Below are 19,050 nucleotides of genomic sequence, written 5' to 3' on the forward strand. Positions count from 1 at the left end.
AACCCAAGGAACGAGGCAACCATGTCATTCGAGAAATTCACGGACAAGGCGCGCAAAGTGCTTGTCCTGGCTCAGGATGAGGCGCGCTCGCTTCACCAGCCCTACGTGGGCACCGAGCACATCCTGCTCGGCCTCATCCAGGAGAAGGACGGTCTCGCCGCCCAGGCACTCAACCGCTTGAACGTCAGCTACGACGGAGTGGTGCAGGCCATCCGCCAGGTGGTCACTATTGATGAGGACACCGATGTCTCGGGGCACCTCTCCTTCACGCCGCGCGTCAAGCGCGTGCTGGAGAACTCGCTGCGCGAGGCCATGCAGATGGGGCAGTCCTACATCTCCACGGAGCACTTGCTGCTCGGCATCGTGCGCGAGGGCGAGGGCACGGCGCTCGAGGTGCTGGGCCGCCTGAACGTCTCCGGCGACGACGTGCGCGGGGCGCTGAACGATCTTGTGGGCCAATCGCCGGTCTACGCCGGGCGCGCGGGCTTCGATGGCCCGGCGAGCTCGTCGGATTCCATGCTCACCGAGTTCGGCACCGATCTCACCAAGAAGGCCCGCGAGGGCAAGCTGGATCCGGTCATCGGCCGCGCTTCGGAAATCGAGCGCGTCATGCAGATCCTCTCGCGGCGCCAGAAGAACAACCCGCTCATCTTGGGCGAGCCCGGCGTGGGCAAAACCGCCATCGCCGAGGGCCTGGCCCAGCTCATCGTGGCCAACCAGGTGCCCGACATCCTGCGCAACAAGCGCCTCATCACGCTGGACGTCTCCGCGCTCGTGGCCGGCTCGAAGTACCGCGGCGAGTTCGAGGAGCGCCTGAAGAAGGTCATCAAGGAGGTCATGGACGCCGGCGATGTGCTGCTGTTCATCGACGAGATCCACACCATCATCGGCGCCGGCTCCGCCGAGGGCTCCATCGACGCGGCGGCCATTCTGAAGCCCCCGCTGTCGCGCGGCGAGATCCAGATCATCGGCGCCACCACCCTGGAGGAGTTCCGCAAGCACCTGGAGAAGGACTCTGCGCTGGAGCGCCGCTTCCAACCGCTTACCATCAACGAGCCCAACGAGGAGCAGGCCGTGCGCATCATGGAGGGCCTGCGCGACAAGTACGAGGCGCACCATGGCGTGCACTTCACCGACGAGGCGCTGACCGCCGCGGTGCAGCTGGCCAACCGCTACATCCAGGATCGCTACCTGCCCGACAAGGCCATCGACGTCATGGACGAGGCCGGCGCCCGCATGCGCATCCGCAACATGACGCTGCCCAAGGAGCTGCGCGATTTGGACGAGAAGCTGCGGAAGTGCCGCGCCGAGAAGGACCGCGCCATCGGCGACCAGAACTTCGAGCGCGCCGCCGAGCTGCGCGACGAGGAAGAGGCTCTGAAGAAGGAGCGCGAAGAGGCCGAGAAGCAATGGGAAGAGGACACCTCTAAGACGGTGCAGAACGTCACGGTTGAGGACATCGCCGACGTGGTGTCCATGTCCACCGGCGTGCCCGTCAGCAACCTCACCGAGGCCGAGACTGAGAAGCTGCTGCGCATGGAAGGCGTGCTGCACGAGCGCATCATCGGCCAGGACGAGGCCGTCACCGCGCTTTCCAAGGCTATCCGTCGTTCCCGTTCGGGCTTGAAGGATCCGAAGCGCCCCGCGGGTTCGTTCATCTTCCTGGGCCCCTCGGGTGTGGGCAAGACCGAGCTTTCCAAGGCGCTGGCCGAGTTCCTGTTCAACTCCGAGGATGCGCTTCTGTCTTTCGACATGTCCGAGTACATGGAGAAGCACACGGTGTCGCGCCTGGTGGGTTCGCCTCCGGGCTATGTGGGCTTCGACGAGGGCGGCCAGCTCACCAAGGCCGTGCGGCAGCGCCCGTACTCGGTGGTGCTCTTCGACGAGATTGAGAAGGCGCATCCGGATGTGTTCAACATCCTGCTGCAAATTCTGGAGGAGGGGCGCCTCACGGACGCCCAGGGCCGCACCGTGGACTTCCGCAACACCGTCATCATCATGACCTCGAACGTGGGCGCCCGCGACATCACCACCACGACCACGCTGGGCTTCTCGAACTCGGGGCAGAACGGGCTTTCCGACAAGGAAATCAAGAGCCGCGTCATGCACGAGCTGAAGAACGCCTTCCGTCCGGAATTCTTGAACCGCATCGACGAGATCATCGTGTTCAAGAGCCTGACCGAGGACGAGATCGTGCAGATCGTCGACCTCATGGTGGCCGAGCTGCGCGAGCGCATGATCGCCCAGAACATGACCATCAACCTGGACGACGCCGCCAAACGCCTCGTGGCCAAAGAGGGCACTGACACCGCCTTCGGTGCCCGGCCCTTGCGTCGCGCCATCCAGCGCATGCTGGAGGATCCGCTGTCCGAGCAGATCCTTGAGGGCCGCTGGACAAGCGGTTCGGTGGTGGACGTCACCGTGTCCGAGGACGGCGAGGAGCTGGTGTTCTCCGAGGGAACCGGTTCCATCCCGGCGCCTCGCAAGCGCGACTCCATCGCCCGTGACGCCGAGCTGCTGCTGACGAACTACGACCTGGGCCACGCTGGCGTGGGAAGCGGCCGTGGCGCCGGCACCCCCGCTGGTTCTCTGGCGGGAGGGGAGTAGGGGCGGCCTTTCGGCGCTAGCGGGGCTGTCCTTCGGTTCCGCCCCGGCTGCGTTTCGGTGCCAACTGAGGCCGCGCCTCGGCTCCGACGCAGCTGCGCCCAGTCGTAATTCGAGCGTATTCTAACCGCGTCTACAAGGAGGCTCCCCGGAGCCTCCTTCTTCATGTCTGAACCGCGATTGGGGACGATTTCGATTTTCCCTTCCCGAATGCCAGTTCGACCCCGGAATGGTAAGGGCGCAAGACCTCTGGAGCTCGAAATCTTACCAAAGCGGGCTTCAACTGGCATTTTTCGTCCTCGCGCCTTACCAAAGCGGGCCTGAAGTGGCATTTGCGGAAGAAAACCGAAAATGCGCGCGATGGCTTATACTATGTCCCAACATTCCACGAGCCCTCAGGGGGTACTTATGCCGAACATCATCGATCCCGTCACCGAGCCCTCGGTTCTTCGCGAGCCGTCCTTTTGCATGGATGAGCTCGATTTCGATGCCCTGAGCTCGCCGCTTCTGCAGCTGCAGGGCAAAGTGGACAAAAAGCCCCAGACGGCGGCCATCATTCTGGCCGGTGGCACAGGGGAGCGCTTCGGCAAAGAAGGTGGCAAGCAGCTGGTGGAGATTGCCGGCAAGCCCATCCTTACGTGGTCGGCCGAGGCCTTCGACGCGGTAGGAGATGTGGGGCTCATCGTCATCGTGTGCCCCGAGGAGCGCATGCACGAGTACTTGTCCCGCGCCATCGACCCGTTCCCCTTCGTCACGCCCGTGGTGCTCGCGCCCTCGGGGGCCATTCGCCAGGAGTCGGCGTTTTCGGGGCTCGAGATGGTGGGCGACGAGTACGAATACGTGGTGCTGCACGATGGCGCCCGACCGCTCGTGTCGCCGGATCTCATCGAGCACACCATCAACATGGTCAAGGGCAACTTCGATGCCGACGGCGCCATTGTGGCACATCCGGCGGTGGATACGCTGAAGGTCGTGGAAGACGGCGTGGTGGTGGGCACCCCCGACCGTTCGGTCTTCTGGAACGCCCAGACGCCCCAGGTCTTCCGCGCGGGCATCTACCGCCGCGCCCATGCGAGCGCGCTGTCCGACGGCTTCGTGGGAACCGACGACTCGTCGCTCATCGAGCGACTGGGCGGCAAAGTGCTGATCGTGGAAGGGAAGCGCGACAACATTAAGCTTACGGTGCCCGAGGACTATGTGCTTCTCGCCAGTGCCGTTCGAACCATGCTTTTGAACTCCGAGCATCGGTAACGGTTAGCGAAGAGGGCCATTTCTGCAGCAAATCGCGAGTTATAAGCGTCTGGAGCTTTCTTCGTTCGAGACATTCAAAAGCTGCGAATTTCTGACCTGGGGTTTTGCTGGGCGGAAAACCTGGAATGCGGTGAAGCGCATCGCTCAGACGCTTATAACTCGCGATTTGCTGCAGAAACGAGTCTTTTCGATGACCGAGAAGGAAATGAGAAGGGTTTTCAGAGGCGATATGCGTGATGGAAGAAGGCGGAAGGAGCCGGTATGAACGACCTGCGCAATCTTCGGACGGGGCTGGGAATGGATGTGCATGCTTTTGCTCCGGGCCGCAAGCTCATCTTGGGCGGGGTGGACATTCCGCACCATCAGGGGCTCGACGGGCACTCCGATGCCGACGTGCTAGCCCACGCTATCTCCGACGCGCTTTTGGGCGCCGTGCGCGGGGGCGACATCGGGAAGCTGTTTCCCGACACCGACCCGGCCTACAAGGATGCCGACTCGCTTAAGCTGCTCGCCGAGGTGGCTCGCTTCGTGCGCGAGCGCGGTTTCGAGATCATCGACGTGGACAGCGTCATTGCCGCCCAGGCTCCGAAGCTCTCTCCCTACCGCGAGCAGATGCGCGAGAACCTGGCCCGTGCCATGGGGCTGCCGGTGGAAAACGTCGGCGTGAAGGCCACCACCACCGAGCACTTGGGTCCCGAAGGCCGCGAAGAGGGCATCACCGCCTACGCCACCTGTCTTGTGTGCCGCATTTAACGACAACCAGAACCTCACCTGGACCTTCGATTACACGCCGGAGAAGGCGGGCTTCTACGTGCTGCGCGTGCGCTCGGTGAACGATGCCGGCGAGCACAGCCCCGAAAGCGCCTTCGTCGAGCTGCAGGTGGACGATTAGGGAGACCCACCTGCTCGGCCGACTCGCTGCCGAGCTGGATGACGCGGCGTGCGCCGTTGTAGGGGGAGTGCTGGCCTCAATGAGGCTGCTTCCTCAGTCTTCCGGGTGCGACTGCAGGAGGTCGATCAGGGCCTGGCGGGAGGAGACCTCGCACTTCTCGTAGATGTGGCGGATGTGGGTCTTCACGGTGCTCTTGGAAAGCACGAGCTCCTGCTCGATGTAGGGAACGTCGCGGCCCTTCGAGATGAGCCCTAGGATCTCCCGCTCGCGGGGCGAGAGGCGGTGGGCGCTGGCGAAGGCGTCCAGGTGCGCTTCGGCCAGCTCCTCGCGTTGAAGGGAAACCGCCGCCGCGCTTTCGGCTCCTTCGTCGGTATTTTCGGCATTGTTCCCTGCGGCTTCCGAGCGGCATGCCCCCCGGCGCACGACCTCGTAGACATGGGGCATGGGCCCCAGCAGCAGTGCCACCAGAACCAGGACGCCAACGCCGCCGAAGATGGTGCGGTTGGTGAAGTCGAACAGGTCGAGGGCCGGGTTCAGGTACAGCGTCATGACAAGCACGTCGGCCACGGCCATGGCCAGGGCGCACAGGCACGCGAGCCGGGCGAGGGGGATGAGCCACGCCTGCGGCGGGCAGCCCTGGTAGTAGCGCAGAAGCGCCATGATGATGAAGACGAGAATGATGACGCGCCCGGCTTCGGCGACGCCGATGGGTGCTCCGCCGGGAAGGTGGTAGGGGAAGGTGACGAACCCCACGGCCACGGCGAAAAATCCCACGGAGCACACGAGCGGAAGCTTGAGGCGTTCGCGTTCTTCAAGCAGAAGGGCGATGCCCGAGGACAGAGCGATAAGCAGCGCGGCGATAAGGGCCGGCTCGGTGAGATTGCCGAGGGTCGCAGCGGCCGGGTCGCCGGTCAGCGGCGCGAAAAGCGGGCTGGCCTCCGAGAAGAGCGATACGGGGAACAAGCTGAGCAGAAGATCCGCCACGAATACCGAGATGACGATAGAAAGTTGGAGTACGCGGGGCAGGGGCGCGGTTTCAGGCGCGGGGCGGGTGGTCTCTGTTGTGTCGGCGGAGGCTTCGGGGCGTTCGTCGCGGGCGTCGTCGCAAGGAGAGTCGTCCGCGTCCGCCTGTGGTTCGGCAAGTTGCATTGCCAGCCCCAGACCTATGGCGACGGGCGACACCAGGCAGGCGCCGAGCAACAGAATGCCGCGCGGCGCCAGGCTAAGCACAACAAAGGCGATACTGGCCCCAAGCAGCGCTCGCACGACTCGAAGAAGCGCGACGTGCGGCGACTCTCCGGAAAAGGCAAGCCACCAGAGGTATCCGGCCGCAGCCAATGAGGCGCCGAGCAGCACGTCGCCAGCGATCATGGGCACTGTCGCCTCTTCGAAAAGCATCCCCGTCCGCAGCAGGATAGCAACGCTTGTGGTGAAGGCCGGCAAAAGCGGCAGCATGGTTGCTGCGAAGGTGCGGCCGGCCCCCGCAAGGAGCGGCATCCCGAAGGCGCGCCCGCCGCGTTTCGCCACCGCAAGGCATCCTGCAAAGCCTAAAAGAAGCCCTGCGTCGCACGACAGTGTCAGCGGTATCTGACAAGCGGTGCCCACCTCCAGCGCGGGGTACAGCGCGCCCGACAGCAGCGTGCACAGCGCCAGCCAGAAATAGCAGCCAAGGCCGATTTCCACCACCAGCGGTTTCGCGGAATCGAATGTCACGGGCCCCTCCTTTCTCTCTAGATTATAGACGCTCACCCCGCCTCGTTCCTATCGTACTAACGGGTCGATGCTGGAAATATTTTCGCAATTACCTCCATCGGGTCGATGCGTTGAACTGGGCTTCCGTCCTACAGTGCCCTCATCCCCGCCGTGAGAGCCCACGGGATCCTTCGCCAAAGCGGCGAGAAGCGCCGGCAAGTGCGCTGATCCCAATGGCATCGGGTGGGGCGGCAAAACGGAACGGAAACGTGCCGAAGGAGAGAAAGGGAGGCTCGCATGAGCACGATGGAAGAGACGAAAACAGCAGCAACGGTAAGCCGCCGCGGGTTTTTGGGCGGCATAGGCGCGGCGGCCCTGGGTGCAAGCGCGCTTGGGCTTGGGCTTCTGGGCGGGTGCGCCCCGCAGCCTCGTGCGGCTGAGGCCGGCGGCGAGGCAGCGGCGTCCGGTGATGCGACGTCCCCGGCGTTGTCGCAGACGGGAAGCGCCGCTTCGCCCTACGCGCAGATCAATCCCCAGGACTGGGACTTTACGACCAACAGCATCGAGGACTTCGCCAACACCACTATGTTCTCCGAGCTGAAGATCGGTTCGCTCACGCTGAAGAACCGCCTCATCAAGTCGGCGGCCAGCTCCATGGTGCCCAACGAGGAGCAGAAGGCCGTGGCCTATCACGGCCGCATCGCCGCCGGCGGCATGGGCGCGGTGCTCGTCGAGGGCAGCTATATCATGCTCGAGCGGCTGGACAAGCGCGTGAATGTGGCCGACAACGATATGCGCATGACCATCGAGGAAAGCCCGCTTGCGGCTATCTGCGCCGAAGTGCACAGCTATGACGTGCCTTGCCTCGTCCAGATGAAGACGGCCACTCCCGGCATCGTGTATCTGTGGGAGAACATGGGCGAAGAGGGCGAGACCCACAAGGCCAGCCTGCTATCGGCCGCCGACATCCAGACGTACATCGAGGACACCATTGACGGGGCCGCCCGCCTTCAGGCCATCGGCTTCGACGGCATCGATCTGAATGCCGCCGGCGACAACCTGCCCGCACGGTTCTTCTCGCGCTTCGGCAACGACCGTGCCGCCGACGACCCCTACGGGCCGGCCACTATTGAGAACCGCACCCGCATCGCCTGCGACATCATTCGCGGTATCAAGGAGCGCTGCGGTGCGGACTTCGTGGTGCAGGTGCTCGTGAACGGCGCCGAGGAGAACGACGGCGCCCTCGGCGACAACGCGCTGGTGAACACCCCCGAGGAGACCGCGGCCATCTGCCAGGCCCTTGAGGCTGCCGGCGCCGATGCCCTGGAGCTGCGCCTGGGTACCTTCGCCTTCCACGAGGCCCAGTTTGTCAACGACGGCGTCTTCGCCGGCTACGGCTACGACGGCGCCACCAGCTTCGGCACCTTCTTCGACTTCGACAGCCACTTCAGCGGCTTGCTCGACGGCTCCCATTCCGGCTGCGGCCTCATCATGGGCGCCTGCCGCTACGTCAAGCAGCATGTGGGCATCCCCGTGGGCGGCGTGGTGTTCATGGATCCGGCACTCGCCCCCGATTACTTCGAGAACGCCCTGAACGAGGGGTGGCTCGACATGATCTACATGCACCGCCCCGTGGCCAACTGCGATGCGGAGTACGCCAACAAGCTGCGCGAGAATCGCATCGACGAGATCCGCCCCTGCTGTCGCTGCTTGAACTGCCTGGGAGGTTTGTGCCGCGTGAACCCCTGCAACAACTCGGTGTTCACCGACGCCATGCCCGAGGGCTACGAAGTGCGTCCGGCCGACGGCGACAAGAACGTCATGGTCATCGGCGGCGGCCCTGCCGGCATGGAGGCGGCGCGCGTGGCCGCCGAGCGCGGGTACGCCGTCACCCTGTACGAGAAGAACGGCCTGGGCGGCCTGTTGGACTTCGCCGAAATGGTGAAGGGCAAGCACGAGAGCTTGGGCCGTCTGCGCAACTACCTCTCCCATATGCTGGAGGTAGAAGGCGTCGCCGTGGTCACTGGCCAGGAGGTGGATGCCGCCTTCGTGCGCGAGCAGGGTCCCGACGTGGTGATCGTCGCCACCGGCGGCGTGCGCCCGGAGCTGGCGGCCGCGGGAAGTTCGGCCACGCCGGTCATTGGCGTCACCGACTTTTTGGCCAGCGAGATCGGCGAGCGCGTGGCGGTGCTCGGATTCAACGCTCAGGCCACCGACACGGCCCACTACCTCATCGCCCAGGGCAAGAAGGTGACGGTGATCGCGCCGGAGCCCGCCGAGGCCTTCGGCACCGGTCAGGCCATGATGCTGAACGCCTTCGTGAAGCCCGCCTTCTTCGCCGCCGGCGGTCGTCTCATGCCCGAGTGCACGTTGAAGAGCGTGGGCGACGGTGAGATCGTCGTCACGAACGGCTTCGGCATGGACATCACGCTTGCCTGCGACTGCGTGGTGGACGCCTCCACCATGAGCCCCAACACGGCTCTGGCCGACGAGCTGTCCGGCGAGTTCGACGTGCACGTGATTGGCGACGCCGCCGAGCCGCTGAGCATCCAGAACGCCATCACCACGGGCAACCTCACCGCCCGCAACTGCTAGGGCGCCCAAGGCGCACCACTGCGCGCAAGGCGCATCGCCCCTCACCCACCCAAGAAGAAGGCCGGCCCCGAGTCGGCCTTTTCCTTGCTTGTTCTATACCACCCTCGTTTCTGGCGAGTTTTGTCAGGGAAAATTTCTCCCAAACGTCGCACATTGTGCCGCGCCCAAGCGTATTGTCTGTGAAAGGCCTTTTATGGAAGGCGGCGACGGGGCGGCAAGCTAGCGGCTGCGAGTCGTCGCCTTCCCCGACGGACGAGAAGGAAACCTGTGGACAACCGCCAGTACCGACAGATCGTCGATGCCTATGCCGACATGGTGTACCGCATCGCGCTCAATCAGACGCGACGGGTGCCCGATGCCGAGGACGTGGTGCAGGCGGTGTTTCTAAAGCTGTACGAGAAGCCGCCGACGTGGCTCGAATGTGATGGCGATCCTGATCCCGGGCGCGATGCCGGCCACGGTCGCGGCCGTGACGGCGAGCGCACTGCAGGGGACGGAACTGGTTGCGATACCAAGCGAGCAGGCGCCCGCGATGAGCGTCTGCGCGCGTGGCTCATTTGCGTCACGGTGAACGAGTGCAAGAGCCTCTGGCGGAGTCTGTGGCGCCAGCGAGTGGAGCTGCGCGAGATTCGCGACGGCGATGCCCCGCCCTTCGAGGAGCCCGCGTTCGCCGAGCCGGCCCACGAGGCGCTGTACGCGGCTTTGGGCGACCTGCCCGAGAAGTGCCGCATCGTGGTGCACCTGTTCTACTTCGAGGACATGGGCACACGCGAGATCGCCGAAGTGCTGGGCATCAAGGAGCCCACGGTGCGCACCCGGCTCGTCCGCGCAAGGAAGCTACTGAAACAGTCACTGAAGGAGGCGTGGGAAGATGAGCAACTCAAGCCAGTACAAAGCCATGATGGGCGAGGTCCATGCCTCTGCTGACCTGATAGGAAAGGTTAAGGGCATTCCCATGGAGAAGACGAAGAAGCGTACGACGGCCCTGAAATTCGCGACCGCCACCTGCGCGGCACTGCTCGGCGTGTTCGTGGTCACCAACGGCGTGTGCTACGCCGCCACGGGCGAGACCTGGGTGGAGAAGGCCACCGTCTACATCAACGGCGAGCCGGTGGAGATGGACGTGCAGATGAGCCAAAACGGCGACACGGCCATCGGCGAGATCAACTACACCGTGGAAGACGCCGATGGTGAGGGCGGCGCGGTGCAGATGACCATGATCTCGGAAGGTGGCGACTTCGACGACACTACTTACGAGATCCATGACTACACGGTGGAAGGCACTGAGGCTGGTTCGCCGAACGCCGACGACATGGTGCTGGAATCCTCCGACGGCCATGTCATTCTGGCCCCCGAGGGCATCGAGCCCATCGACCTCACCGATGACCTGTCCGCCAACGGTGCCGCCACGGGCACCTATGAGAAGGACGGCGCCACCTACGTGTACCAGGTAAGCGGCGAACCCGGCAATTGGCACGCCTCCGTGCATTTGGAAGACGCCGAGGCCGAAGCCGCTCCGTCCGCCGCTGCGGAGGTGCGGTAGAGTTTTCGCAGCCACGAATGCGTGATAGGGTCGAAGCGACGGCGCGATAGATCGATGCAGAATTTTGTTATGCGCTAACCATATTCGTGCGATCTCCCGCAGAAGCTCACTCTCTGCGGGAGATCTTCTTGCCGGAATGGCTGAAATGGCTTGGAAATCACGAAACATCGGTCGAAGAGCTTGTTTTCAGCATTCCTTGTAATACTGAGGATGATGTTTTCCCAGGTCGTGTATTACAAAAGAGCTTAATCTGAAAATTCCGACCGATGTTCCGTCGTTTTCAAGCCATTTGAAGGATATGAAGTCTCATTTTGTAGATTTCGACCGATGTTTCGTGATTTCCAAGTCATATCGAGGCCACAAAGTATCATCTTGCGAAAGAGAGCGAAGCCTCATGCTCGGAAGGAGCAAGGGGCCAACGATGACGCGGGAAAGGGAGCGGCTATGGCGAGGTTGACGGAGCGAGCTTTCGAAAACGCGGTGGTGCGGCTGCGTGACGGTCAGGGCGCGCTGGGCCAAAGCGCGTTGGATGTGTTGCACGAGCAGCGAGAGGAACTGGCGAACCAGATGCTGGCGCGGCTGGCGGGCAGCGACGAGTTTGCCGCCATGCTAGAGCGCAACTTCGCACCCTACCGGCGCCTTATGACCTATTACGAGTGCGCCATGATGGAGGTGGAGACGAAATTCCGCGTGCTGGATGCCGAGTTCGGGCTGCAGCACGATCGCAACCCCATCGAATCCATCAAGTCGCGCTTGAAGAGCACCGACAGCCTGGCGAAGAAGCTCGCCCGCAAAGGCTTTCCCATGTCGGTGGATTCCATCGAGCAGAACATCTACGATGTTGCCGGCGTGCGCGTCGTCTGCACCTTCCCCGAAGATATGTTCTCCCTGGCCGAGTCGCTGCTCTCCCAGGATGACGTGCGACTTATCGAGCGGCGCGACTATGTGGCCTCCCCGAAACCGAGCGGGTACCGCAGCTTGCATCTCATTATCGAGGTGCCCATTTTCCTCGAGCGCGAGAAACGCTCGGTGAAGGTGGAAGTGCAGCTGCGCACCATCTCCATGAACTTTTGGGCATCGCTGGAGCATCAGCTGCGCTACAAGAAGGATCTTCCCGACGAAGAGGCCGCGGCGGTGGCCGCCGAGCTGGCCGATCTGGCCGAGACCGCCGCCGATCTAGATCGCCGCATGCAGGCGCTGCGCAACTACTTGGACGATGGGGAAGAGTAGGGGCAGACAGTGCTCGTGCTCACCTTGTAGCCTGAAAGTCTCGCACTCCATATCATTCCCGATCGGTAATAGAATCGCCCAAATTTCCTTTTCATTCCCGATCGGTAATGATATAGTTCTCGATCGGCAGATATTCCCGATAGGTAATGAGAGCATCATGCGCATTAACTCGATGAAGGTCCTGGGGCAAGCCATTCGTGCGCGTCGCAAAGAGCTCGGCTATTCGCAGCAAGAGATGGCCGAGTATTGCGGGTGCGGCACGCGCTTTATTTCCGATTTGGAGAACGGTAAGGAGACTATCCAGTTCGGTAAGGCTCTCGACGTAGCTTCTATGCTCGGGCTCGACCTGAGCATAGACGTGAGAGGGCAGCGCGGTGAGTGACCTGCTCAAGGCCGTCAGCTTGTTGAGCTGATGTTCGTGCTTTAATCGCCTGTGTCGCAAAGGTGAGGGTGCTTTCTTGCGCTACAATGGCTCTCATTCTGAATGAACGCCCGAAGGAGCTTTTATGATCAAGCTGTACGATACGCGCCGCCGCCAGAAGGTGGACTTCGAACCTGTCGAGCCCGGGAAGGTCTCCATGTACGTCTGCGGGCCGACGGTGTACAACCGCATCCACATCGGCAACGCGCGCACGTTCATCTCCTTCGACATGATCCGCCGCTACCTCAGCTGGCGCGGCTTCGATGTCACCTTCGTGCAGAACGTGACCGACGTGGACGACAAGATCATCCGCCGCGCTGCCGAGGAGGCGCGCACGGCCGCCGAAGTGGCCGAGGAGTACACGCGCCTGTTCATCGAGGACATGCGCGCGGCCGGCGTGCAGGATCCGGACATCCGCCCGAAGGCCACGGAGGAGATCGGCACCATGATCGCCCTCATCGAGCGCCTGATCGAGCGCGGCCATGCCTACGTGTCGGAGGGCGACGTGTACTTCGACGTGCGCTCCTACCCGGGCTACGGCCAGCTCTCGGGCCGCGACGTGGACGAGGCGGAAAGCGGTCACCGCGAGCTGCGCGCCGACGGCCAGGGCCTGGAGGAGCGCAAGCGCGACGAGCTGGACTTCGCCCTGTGGAAGGCGGCCAAGCCCGGCGAGCCGGCGTGGGAATCCCCCTGGGGCGAGGGCCGTCCGGGCTGGCACATCGAGTGCTCGGCCATGTCCGAGAAGTACCTGGGACTGCCCTTCGATATCCACGGCGGCGGGGCCGACCTGGTGTTCCCGCACCACGAGAACGAGCGTGCCCAGTCCGAGTGCGCTTGTGACAGCACGTTCGCCAACTACTGGATGCATTCCGGTATGCTGCAGATCGCCAACGCCGAGACCGGCGAGACCGAGAAGATGTCGAAGTCGCTGAACAACTTCCTGCTGCTGCACGAGGTGCTGGAGCAGGTGCGTCCGGCGGCCCTTCGCATGCTCATGCTGCAGAGCCACTACCGCAGCCCGCTCGTGTTCGGCGAGCAGCGCGTTGCCGAGGCCGACGCGGCCCTCACGCGTATCGAGAACGCCGTGAAGGCCCTGGACTGGCTGCTGGAGACGGGCACGCCCCGCGGCGAGGCGGCCCTTGAGCCCGAGACGCCCGCAGCTGCCCTTGCAGCCACGCTGGACGCCGCGGCGCTCACCGATCGTGTGGCCGTTCTGCGTGCGGGCTTCACCGAGGCCATGGATGACGACTTCAACGCGCCGGCGGCCTTGGGTGAGGTCTTCTCGTTCGTGAGCGATGCGAATGCGCTCGTGGCCGATGCGAAGACCCTCGCGGCCGAAGAAGCCGCCGCCGTGCGCGAGGCGCGCGGCGCCATCGTGGAGCTCATGGACGTGCTCGGCATCGATGTGACGGCCGCCGAGGTGGGGGAGGCCTACCCGGTGGAAGTGGTGGCGCTCGCGGCCGACTTGGCCGGCTACGACGGCGATGATCCGGAAATCGCCGTGGCGCGCTTGCTCGAGGCCCGCGCGACGGCCCGCAAAGAGAAGAACTGGGCCGTGGCCGACGGCGTCCGCAACGGCCTGGCCGATCTCGGCTTCGTGATCGAGGACACCCCCCAGGGTGCCCGCGTGACGTTCGAGGGGTAGCTCGTTGGGAAGCATGCCGATGGAACTGCTCGCGCCGGCGGGTGGGATGGAACAGCTGCGGGCCGCCGTGGCCTTCGGGGCCGATGCGGTGTATCTGGCGGCCGAGCGGTTCGGCATGCGGGCCCGGGCGGCGAACTTCCGCATGGACGAGATTCCCGCTGCTGTGGCCTTTGCTCACGAACACGGCGTGAAGGTGCACGTCACCTGCAACATTCTCATGCACCCCGACGACATCGACGGGCTGCCGGCGTTCTTCCGCGCGCTGGACGCGGCCGGGGTGGACGCCTTCATCATCGGCGACCTCGGTGCCTTCGCTGTGGCCGGGGAGGTGTCGCCGCGGGTGGAGCGCCATGTGAGCACCCAGGCCTCGGTGGCCAATGCGGCTGCGGCCCGGGTGTGGCACTCTCTCGGCGCGAGCCGCGTGGTGTGCGCCCGGGAAATGTCGCTGGCCGACATCGCCCGCCTGCGCCAGGAGACGCCGCCTGATCTGGAGATAGAGGCCTTCGCTCACGGCGCCATGTGCATGGCGGTCTCGGGTCGCTGCCTCATCAGCAGCTACCTCACCGGCCGCTCGGGCAACAAGGGTCACTGCACCCAGCCCTGCCGCTGGAGCTACCAGCTGGAAGAGGAGAAGCGCCCCGGCGAGTTCTTTCCCATCGAGGAGGACGATCGCGGCACCTTCATCATGAATGCGAAGGATCTGAACATGCTCGCGCACCTACAGGCGTTGGCCGATGCGGGTGTGGATTCCATCAAGATCGAGGGTCGCAACAAGAAGGCCTTCTATGTGGCCACCGTGGTGGGCGCCTACCGCCGGGCACTCGACGGCGAGCCGCCCGAGGTCGTGGCCGACGAGCTTCTGGCCGTATCCCACCGTCCCTACGGCACTGGCTTCTATTTCTCCGAGGTTGAACAGGCGACCGCCTACGATGGCTACGAGCAGGAGACCATGCACGTGGCCGACGTCGTCGCATCCTCCCCGCGTCATCCAGAGCGAAGCGTGCAGCGCGAAGTCGAAGGATTTCCCGATGATCCGCAGTACCTGTACCTCCTGTGCCGCAATCGTTTCGCGGAAGGCGACGAGCTGGAAACCCTCGTGCCTCACGAGCCCAGCCGCCGACTCATCGTGCGCGATCTGCACTGGCTCAACACGTTCGGTCCTGATAACCACGACGAGGATGCCCCCGCCACGGTGAAAGAGGCCCTATCTCGTGCTACTGCCACCGATTGGGAACCCGCCGCCGCGGCCAACCGCTCCTGCAACCTCTATCGTATCCTCGTAGGAGATGCCTCGCGTTATGCCTCCGACGGTTCGGCTTCTGCCGCGCTTTCCGTCTCAGACAAGGCGGTATGCGATGAGTCTGCGCCCTTTGCGATCCCCGAAGGCTCCTTCCTCCGCAAACGCACCTTCCGCCGTTCCGCCCGGCACGAGGACAAGGAGAGGCTATGATCACCGTCGGCGATGTCATGAACATGAGGGCCTTCGACAGCATTTGGCTGGCGACTCCCTGCGACGGGGCGGCCGCGCGCGAGGTCACGGGCGTGGGCACCCTCGATCACGAGCCGTTCACGGGCGGCTACGAGGTGTTCACCCAGGGCGAATTCGTGTTCACCACGCTGGGTTTCGCCGGCGTGCACCCCGATCTGGCCGAAGAGGCGCTGCTTGCGCTCATCGATTGCGGCGTGGCGGCGGTGGCCGTGAAGCCCGTGGTGCTGAAGGAGCTGCCGCCCACGGTGGTGCAGGCCTCGGCCGCGCGGGGCGTGCCCGTGTTCTTCTACGAGGGGCGCTACATGGAACGGGTCATCGCCGACCTCATGAACCTGCTCGACGACGATGCCGCCGAGTGGGAGCGCAACCACCTGATCGACCTCATTCTGGCACCCTCCGACGAGCACGCCGTGCGCTCTACGTTCTTCACCATCGCGGGCGTTACAGGCGCCACTATCCAGTGTTTGGCCATACGCCCCGTCACCGACGACGGGGCATCGCTGCGCGCATTGCAGAAGGTGGTGGAAGGGGTACTCGCCGATTATGGCGAACGCTGGGACGACGTCGAGCGCACGTTTGTGTGCCGCTACCGCGAGATGCTTTTGGGGTTCGTCTCCTTCAAGAGGCCCCCGCTGAAGGCCATCGCCATCTCCGACGCCGACCTGGCGAAATGCATCGCCACGGCCGGGCCTTTGGTGTGCGGCATCAGCCAGGAGGTGAGCCTGGGGGAGGGGGATCTGGCGGTGCGGCAGGCCATGGCCGCCCTGCGCACGGCCGAGCGTGAGGACGCGGGCATCGTGCGGTGGACGACCCTGCGCTTCGACGCCTTCCGCGCGGCGGCCCGAAGCGATCGCCTGTACGCGCGCGCCGCCGACCTTCTGCGCTCGCTTCTGTTCGACTACGATGCTGAGCACGACGCCGACTTGGGTGCGACAGCCGAGGCGTTCGCTGCCGCCTATGGCGAGGTGAGCCGCACGGCCGAGGCGCTGTTCCAGCACCCGAACACCGTGCGCTACCGCCTGAAGAAGATCAAGGAAGTTCTTTCCGTGCAAGATGCAACCGACCGCGAACTGGCCGCCCTGCTCGCGTTGGCGTATCTGACATAGTTCGGTTCCCGCATCATTGGGGCTATCGGTGCGAGAGAAGGGAGCATGCTGTTTCTTTCATCGTCGCGAAGCCGATCTTGCAGACGATAATCTTGTGCAACTGCACAAATAGAAGCGCACGGGTTCATCCGATCGACCAAACGATGACCTTTATCGTGGGCCTAAACTAGGCGCCGTCGAAAGGAGAACTATCATGAAACTGTTCAACGACCAGGCCGCAGCCGCCGTTGCTTCCCTTGATTCCGCCGACGCCGCTTACTGCGCCAAGCTGGAGCAGCGCTTCGCCCATATGGGCATCAGCTCAAAGGCCGCCTCCAGCGCCGTGCAGTCGCTTGTCGAGGCCGATGCCGTGCCCCAGGTTGGCGTCTGGGCCGCCCTGCCCTCCGCGTTCAAGGGCCTCTTCCAGAAGAAAACCGAGGCGAAGCCCGTCGCCTCCGAGGCGTTCGAGGCTTCTCTGTCCGAAGCGCTCGCCTAGGTTCGTCGCAGCAGACGCCTCCGCTTTGCCGCATGGTGCCACCTCTTCGTCGGCCCCGTGCTGCCGCGCTTGCATCTGTCGCGCGATCGCCTGGTGCGCTGAGTCACCGACTCTCAAGCCTTGCCGGCTGCCAATTTCCCATCCAGGGCAGCCTCGGTTTTCCCAAACGCAAAGCGACCCCGCCAAAGTCGGCGGGGTCGCTTCAGGTAAGTTCAAGTAAGTTCAGGTAAGTAAGAGTAGGTCGGGAGTTGGCGGAGGGGGTGCCGCGCGCAGTTCATTGAAGTGCATTAGGAAATGCCGGAACCCCCGACGAGCCCTGCACTTCAATGCTGTTTGAGCACGGTGCCCCCTCCGCCAACTCCCGACCGGACAACCAGGGTTAGTCCTCAACCTCCACGAGCTCGATGTCGAAGTTCAGGTCTTTCCCCGCCAGCTCATGGTTCATGTCGAAGGTGACAATGCCGTCCTCGATGGACTGCACGAACACGGGGAAGGGCTGGCCGCCCGGGCCCATCATGTAGACGGTCTGGCCGACGGGCAGCTGGTCGGCATTGGGGATCTGATCCACGGGCACCTTCTGCACCATGGCGTCGTCGCGCTCGCCATAGGCCTCGGCGGCGGGGATGTGCACGGTCTTCTTCTCGCCGACGGCCATGTCCTCCACGGCGGCGTCGAAGCCGGGGATCATCTGGCCGGCCATGCAGACGAACTCGATGGGCTCGCCGCGATCCACGGACGAATCGAACTTGGTGCCGTCGTCCAGCGTGCCGGTGTAGTGCACCTTGACCTTCTTGCCTTTGTTGCTCATGGGAGCTCCTTTCCAAAAGATGTGCGCTTAAGTCTAGCGGAAGGGGGCGTGCGGGGTAGGGAAGGGGCGCAACCTGCTCCAAGTTGTCATAAACGGAGCTTTTTGCCTTCGGGACGGCTCCAGTGGGGGTATGATGAAAACAACAACGAAAAAGCTCAACTTTGTGCATATGCTCAAGAAAGAGCCGAATACGCAACGGGCATAGAGGAAGGAAGTTTCTATGGGCTATCGAGCGGGAGTTGTAGGAGCGGCCGGTTTCGCCGGCATCGAGCTGGTGCGCCTGCTGTCGCGCCATCCTGAGTTCGATCTGGCGGCGGCGACCTCCGACGCGCTGGCGGGAACCCCTATCGCGAAGGCCTACCCCGCGTTCACCGGCGTGACCGATTTGGCGTTCTCTACCCACGAGGACACCGACTTCTCTGCCTTCGACGTGGTGTTTCTGGCGGTGCCCCACAAGGCAGCCATGGGCATGGCGCCCGACCTTATGGCCGCCGGCGTCACGGTCGTCGACCTGTCGGCCGATTTCCGCCTGAAGGATCCGGCCATTTACGAGAAGTGGTACGCGCCTCATACGGCCACCGATCTTCTGGCCCAGGCCGCCTTCGGACTGCCCGAGCTTACGGGCGATGAGTTGGCCGCCGCGGCCGAGCGCCGCGCTGCCGGTGAGGCCGTGCTCGTGGGCTGCGCCGGCTGCTACCCGACGGCCACCTCGCTCGCTGCGGCGCCCGCTATCCGCGCGGGGCTCGTGGACGCGGCGGCGCCGGTGGTGGCCGATGCCGTCTCGGGCGTGACCGGCGCGGGCAAGAAGGCCACCGAGCGCACCCATTACTGCTTCGCCAACGAGAACCTGGAGGCCTACGGCGTGGGCACCCATCGCCACACCCCCGAGATCGAGCAGATCTTAGGGCTGGAGGGCCGGCTCGTGTTCACTCCGCATCTTGCCCCGCTCAACCGCGGACTGCTGTCCACGGTGACGCTGCCGCTGGCTTCGGGGGCTGCCCCCACTACCGAGGAGCTCGTGGAGCTGTATCGCGACTTCTACGCGGCAAGCCCGCTCGTGTCCGTCATGGACGCCGGCGTGCAGCCGCGCACGGCGTCGGTGGCGGGAACCTGCCGCGCCCAAGTGGGCGTGGCGGTACACCCCGCCGGCATGATTGTGGCCACCGGCGCCATCGACAACCTGGGGAAGGGCGCGGCCGGCCAGGGCGTGCAGTGCGCCAACATCGTGTTCGGTCTGCCCGAGACTTGCGGTTTGGAAGAGATCGCCAACCCCGTGTAGGACTGGAAGGGGACGAGGGC

General features: G+C 64.1%; 16 protein-coding genes. 14 read left to right on the forward strand and 2 right to left on the reverse strand.

Annotated elements, in window-relative coordinates:
• Positions 1-21 precede the first annotated feature (21 nt).
• From ACYVRU_RS05705 to ACYVRU_RS05720, 4 genes are all read left to right on the forward strand, one after another.
• Positions 22-2,607, forward strand: a complete 2,586-nt coding sequence (locus ACYVRU_RS05705; RefSeq protein ID WP_173111686.1) for an ATP-dependent Clp protease ATP-binding subunit — start codon at positions 22-24, stop codon at positions 2,605-2,607.
• A 405-nt stretch (positions 2,608-3,012) separates the two neighbouring features.
• The gene (ispD, locus tag ACYVRU_RS05710) at positions 3,013-3,855 is read left to right on the forward strand and encodes a 2-C-methyl-D-erythritol 4-phosphate cytidylyltransferase (RefSeq protein ID WP_022738886.1); all 843 of its coding nucleotides are present in this window, start codon (positions 3,013-3,015) and stop codon (positions 3,853-3,855) included.
• 261 nt (positions 3,856-4,116) lie between these two features.
• A complete protein-coding gene (ispF, locus tag ACYVRU_RS05715) occupies positions 4,117-4,608 on the forward strand; it encodes a 2-C-methyl-D-erythritol 2,4-cyclodiphosphate synthase (RefSeq protein ID WP_161127983.1) in 492 nt (163 codons plus the stop codon).
• Positions 4,592-4,747 (forward strand): hypothetical protein, encoded by a 156-nt coding sequence (locus ACYVRU_RS05720; protein ID WP_461185818.1) that lies wholly within the window; start codon positions 4,592-4,594, stop codon positions 4,745-4,747. Before ispF ends, ACYVRU_RS05720 begins: the two co-directional genes overlap by 17 nt.
• Before the next feature lie 93 nt (positions 4,748-4,840).
• On the opposite strand, the gene ACYVRU_RS05725 is transcribed toward ACYVRU_RS05720, so the two are convergent.
• Entirely contained in the window at positions 4,841-6,460 is a 1,620-nt protein-coding gene (locus ACYVRU_RS05725; protein WP_461185819.1) for a helix-turn-helix transcriptional regulator, read from the reverse strand.
• Between the two features lie 276 nt (positions 6,461-6,736).
• Between ACYVRU_RS05725 and ACYVRU_RS05730 the strand changes: the two genes are divergently transcribed.
• The 9 genes from ACYVRU_RS05730 (at position 6,737) to ACYVRU_RS05770 (ending at position 16,943) form a co-directional block, all read left to right on the forward strand.
• Positions 6,737-9,034, forward strand: a complete 2,298-nt coding sequence (locus ACYVRU_RS05730) for an oxidoreductase (RefSeq protein WP_461185820.1) — start codon at positions 6,737-6,739, stop codon at positions 9,032-9,034.
• A gap of 267 nt (positions 9,035-9,301) precedes the next feature.
• Positions 9,302-9,961 carry an RNA polymerase sigma factor gene (locus ACYVRU_RS05735; protein ID WP_461185821.1) on the forward strand — a complete coding sequence of 220 codons (660 nt, stop codon included), beginning with the start codon at positions 9,302-9,304 and terminating at the stop codon, positions 9,959-9,961.
• Positions 9,906-10,577, forward strand: coding sequence for a hypothetical protein (locus ACYVRU_RS05740; RefSeq protein WP_461185822.1), 672 nt, complete (start codon positions 9,906-9,908; stop codon positions 10,575-10,577). The genes ACYVRU_RS05735 and ACYVRU_RS05740 overlap by 56 nt, the downstream gene beginning before the upstream one ends.
• 444 nt (positions 10,578-11,021) lie before the next feature.
• Complete coding sequence (locus ACYVRU_RS05745) at positions 11,022-11,807, forward strand: GTP pyrophosphokinase (protein WP_461185823.1); 786 nt, start codon at positions 11,022-11,024, stop codon at positions 11,805-11,807.
• A 157-nt stretch (positions 11,808-11,964) separates the two neighbouring features.
• The gene (locus ACYVRU_RS05750; RefSeq protein WP_302405057.1) at positions 11,965-12,189 is read left to right on the forward strand and encodes a helix-turn-helix transcriptional regulator; all 225 of its coding nucleotides are present in this window, start codon (positions 11,965-11,967) and stop codon (positions 12,187-12,189) included.
• A 124-nt stretch (positions 12,190-12,313) separates the two neighbouring features.
• Positions 12,314-13,873 carry a cysteine--tRNA ligase gene (gene cysS, locus ACYVRU_RS05755; protein ID WP_461185824.1) on the forward strand — a complete coding sequence of 520 codons (1,560 nt, stop codon included), beginning with the start codon at positions 12,314-12,316 and terminating at the stop codon, positions 13,871-13,873.
• A 13-nt stretch (positions 13,874-13,886) separates the two neighbouring features.
• The gene (locus ACYVRU_RS05760; protein ID WP_302148436.1) at positions 13,887-15,323 is read left to right on the forward strand and encodes a peptidase U32 family protein; all 1,437 of its coding nucleotides are present in this window, start codon (positions 13,887-13,889) and stop codon (positions 15,321-15,323) included.
• Positions 15,320-16,468, forward strand: a complete 1,149-nt coding sequence (locus tag ACYVRU_RS05765) for a helix-turn-helix domain-containing protein (RefSeq protein ID WP_161127989.1) — start codon at positions 15,320-15,322, stop codon at positions 16,466-16,468. Before ACYVRU_RS05760 ends, ACYVRU_RS05765 begins: the two co-directional genes overlap by 4 nt.
• Positions 16,469-16,661: 193 nt before the next feature.
• Complete coding sequence (locus tag ACYVRU_RS05770; protein ID WP_270358093.1) at positions 16,662-16,943, forward strand: hypothetical protein; 282 nt, start codon at positions 16,662-16,664, stop codon at positions 16,941-16,943.
• Positions 16,944-17,322: 379 nt separating this feature from the next.
• Here the strand turns inward: ACYVRU_RS05770 and ACYVRU_RS05775 are convergent, their stop codons facing one another.
• Entirely contained in the window at positions 17,323-17,751 is a 429-nt protein-coding gene (locus tag ACYVRU_RS05775) for an FKBP-type peptidyl-prolyl cis-trans isomerase (RefSeq protein ID WP_022738937.1), read from the reverse strand.
• 220 nt (positions 17,752-17,971) lie between these two features.
• Here ACYVRU_RS05775 and argC point away from each other — a divergent pair, with 220 nt between their 5' ends.
• Positions 17,972-19,030, forward strand: a complete 1,059-nt coding sequence (argC, locus tag ACYVRU_RS05780) for an N-acetyl-gamma-glutamyl-phosphate reductase (RefSeq protein WP_223901377.1) — start codon at positions 17,972-17,974, stop codon at positions 19,028-19,030.
• Positions 19,031-19,050: the final 20 nt, after the last annotated feature.

It is taken from the genome of Adlercreutzia sp. CNCM I-6216, assembly GCF_977113345.1.

What these genes read in the sequence shown, in the direction of transcription:
- argC (WP_223901377.1), top strand. Translation starts at nt 17,972, where the DNA reads ATGGGCTATCGAGCGGGAGTTGTAGGAGCGGCCGGTTTCGCCGGCATC.
- cysS (WP_461185824.1), top strand. Translation starts at nt 12,314, where the DNA reads ATGATCAAGCTGTACGATACGCGCCGCCGCCAGAAGGTGGACTTCGAA.
- ACYVRU_RS05760 (WP_302148436.1), top strand. Translation starts at nt 13,887, where the DNA reads ATGCCGATGGAACTGCTCGCGCCGGCGGGTGGGATGGAACAGCTGCGG.
- ispD (WP_022738886.1), top strand. Translation starts at nt 3,013, where the DNA reads ATGCCGAACATCATCGATCCCGTCACCGAGCCCTCGGTTCTTCGCGAG.
- ACYVRU_RS05730 (WP_461185820.1), top strand. Translation starts at nt 6,737, where the DNA reads ATGAGCACGATGGAAGAGACGAAAACAGCAGCAACGGTAAGCCGCCGC.
- ACYVRU_RS05765 (WP_161127989.1), top strand. Translation starts at nt 15,320, where the DNA reads ATGATCACCGTCGGCGATGTCATGAACATGAGGGCCTTCGACAGCATT.
- ACYVRU_RS05770 (WP_270358093.1), top strand. Translation starts at nt 16,662, where the DNA reads ATGAAACTGTTCAACGACCAGGCCGCAGCCGCCGTTGCTTCCCTTGAT.
- ACYVRU_RS05740 (WP_461185822.1), top strand. Translation starts at nt 9,906, where the DNA reads ATGAGCAACTCAAGCCAGTACAAAGCCATGATGGGCGAGGTCCATGCC.
- ACYVRU_RS05750 (WP_302405057.1), top strand. Translation starts at nt 11,965, where the DNA reads ATGCGCATTAACTCGATGAAGGTCCTGGGGCAAGCCATTCGTGCGCGT.
- ACYVRU_RS05775 (WP_022738937.1), bottom strand. Translation starts at nt 17,751, where the DNA reads ATGAGCAACAAAGGCAAGAAGGTCAAGGTGCACTACACCGGCACGCTG.
- ACYVRU_RS05705 (WP_173111686.1), top strand. Translation starts at nt 22, where the DNA reads ATGTCATTCGAGAAATTCACGGACAAGGCGCGCAAAGTGCTTGTCCTG.
- ACYVRU_RS05745 (WP_461185823.1), top strand. Translation starts at nt 11,022, where the DNA reads ATGGCGAGGTTGACGGAGCGAGCTTTCGAAAACGCGGTGGTGCGGCTG.
- ispF (WP_161127983.1), top strand. Translation starts at nt 4,117, where the DNA reads ATGAACGACCTGCGCAATCTTCGGACGGGGCTGGGAATGGATGTGCAT.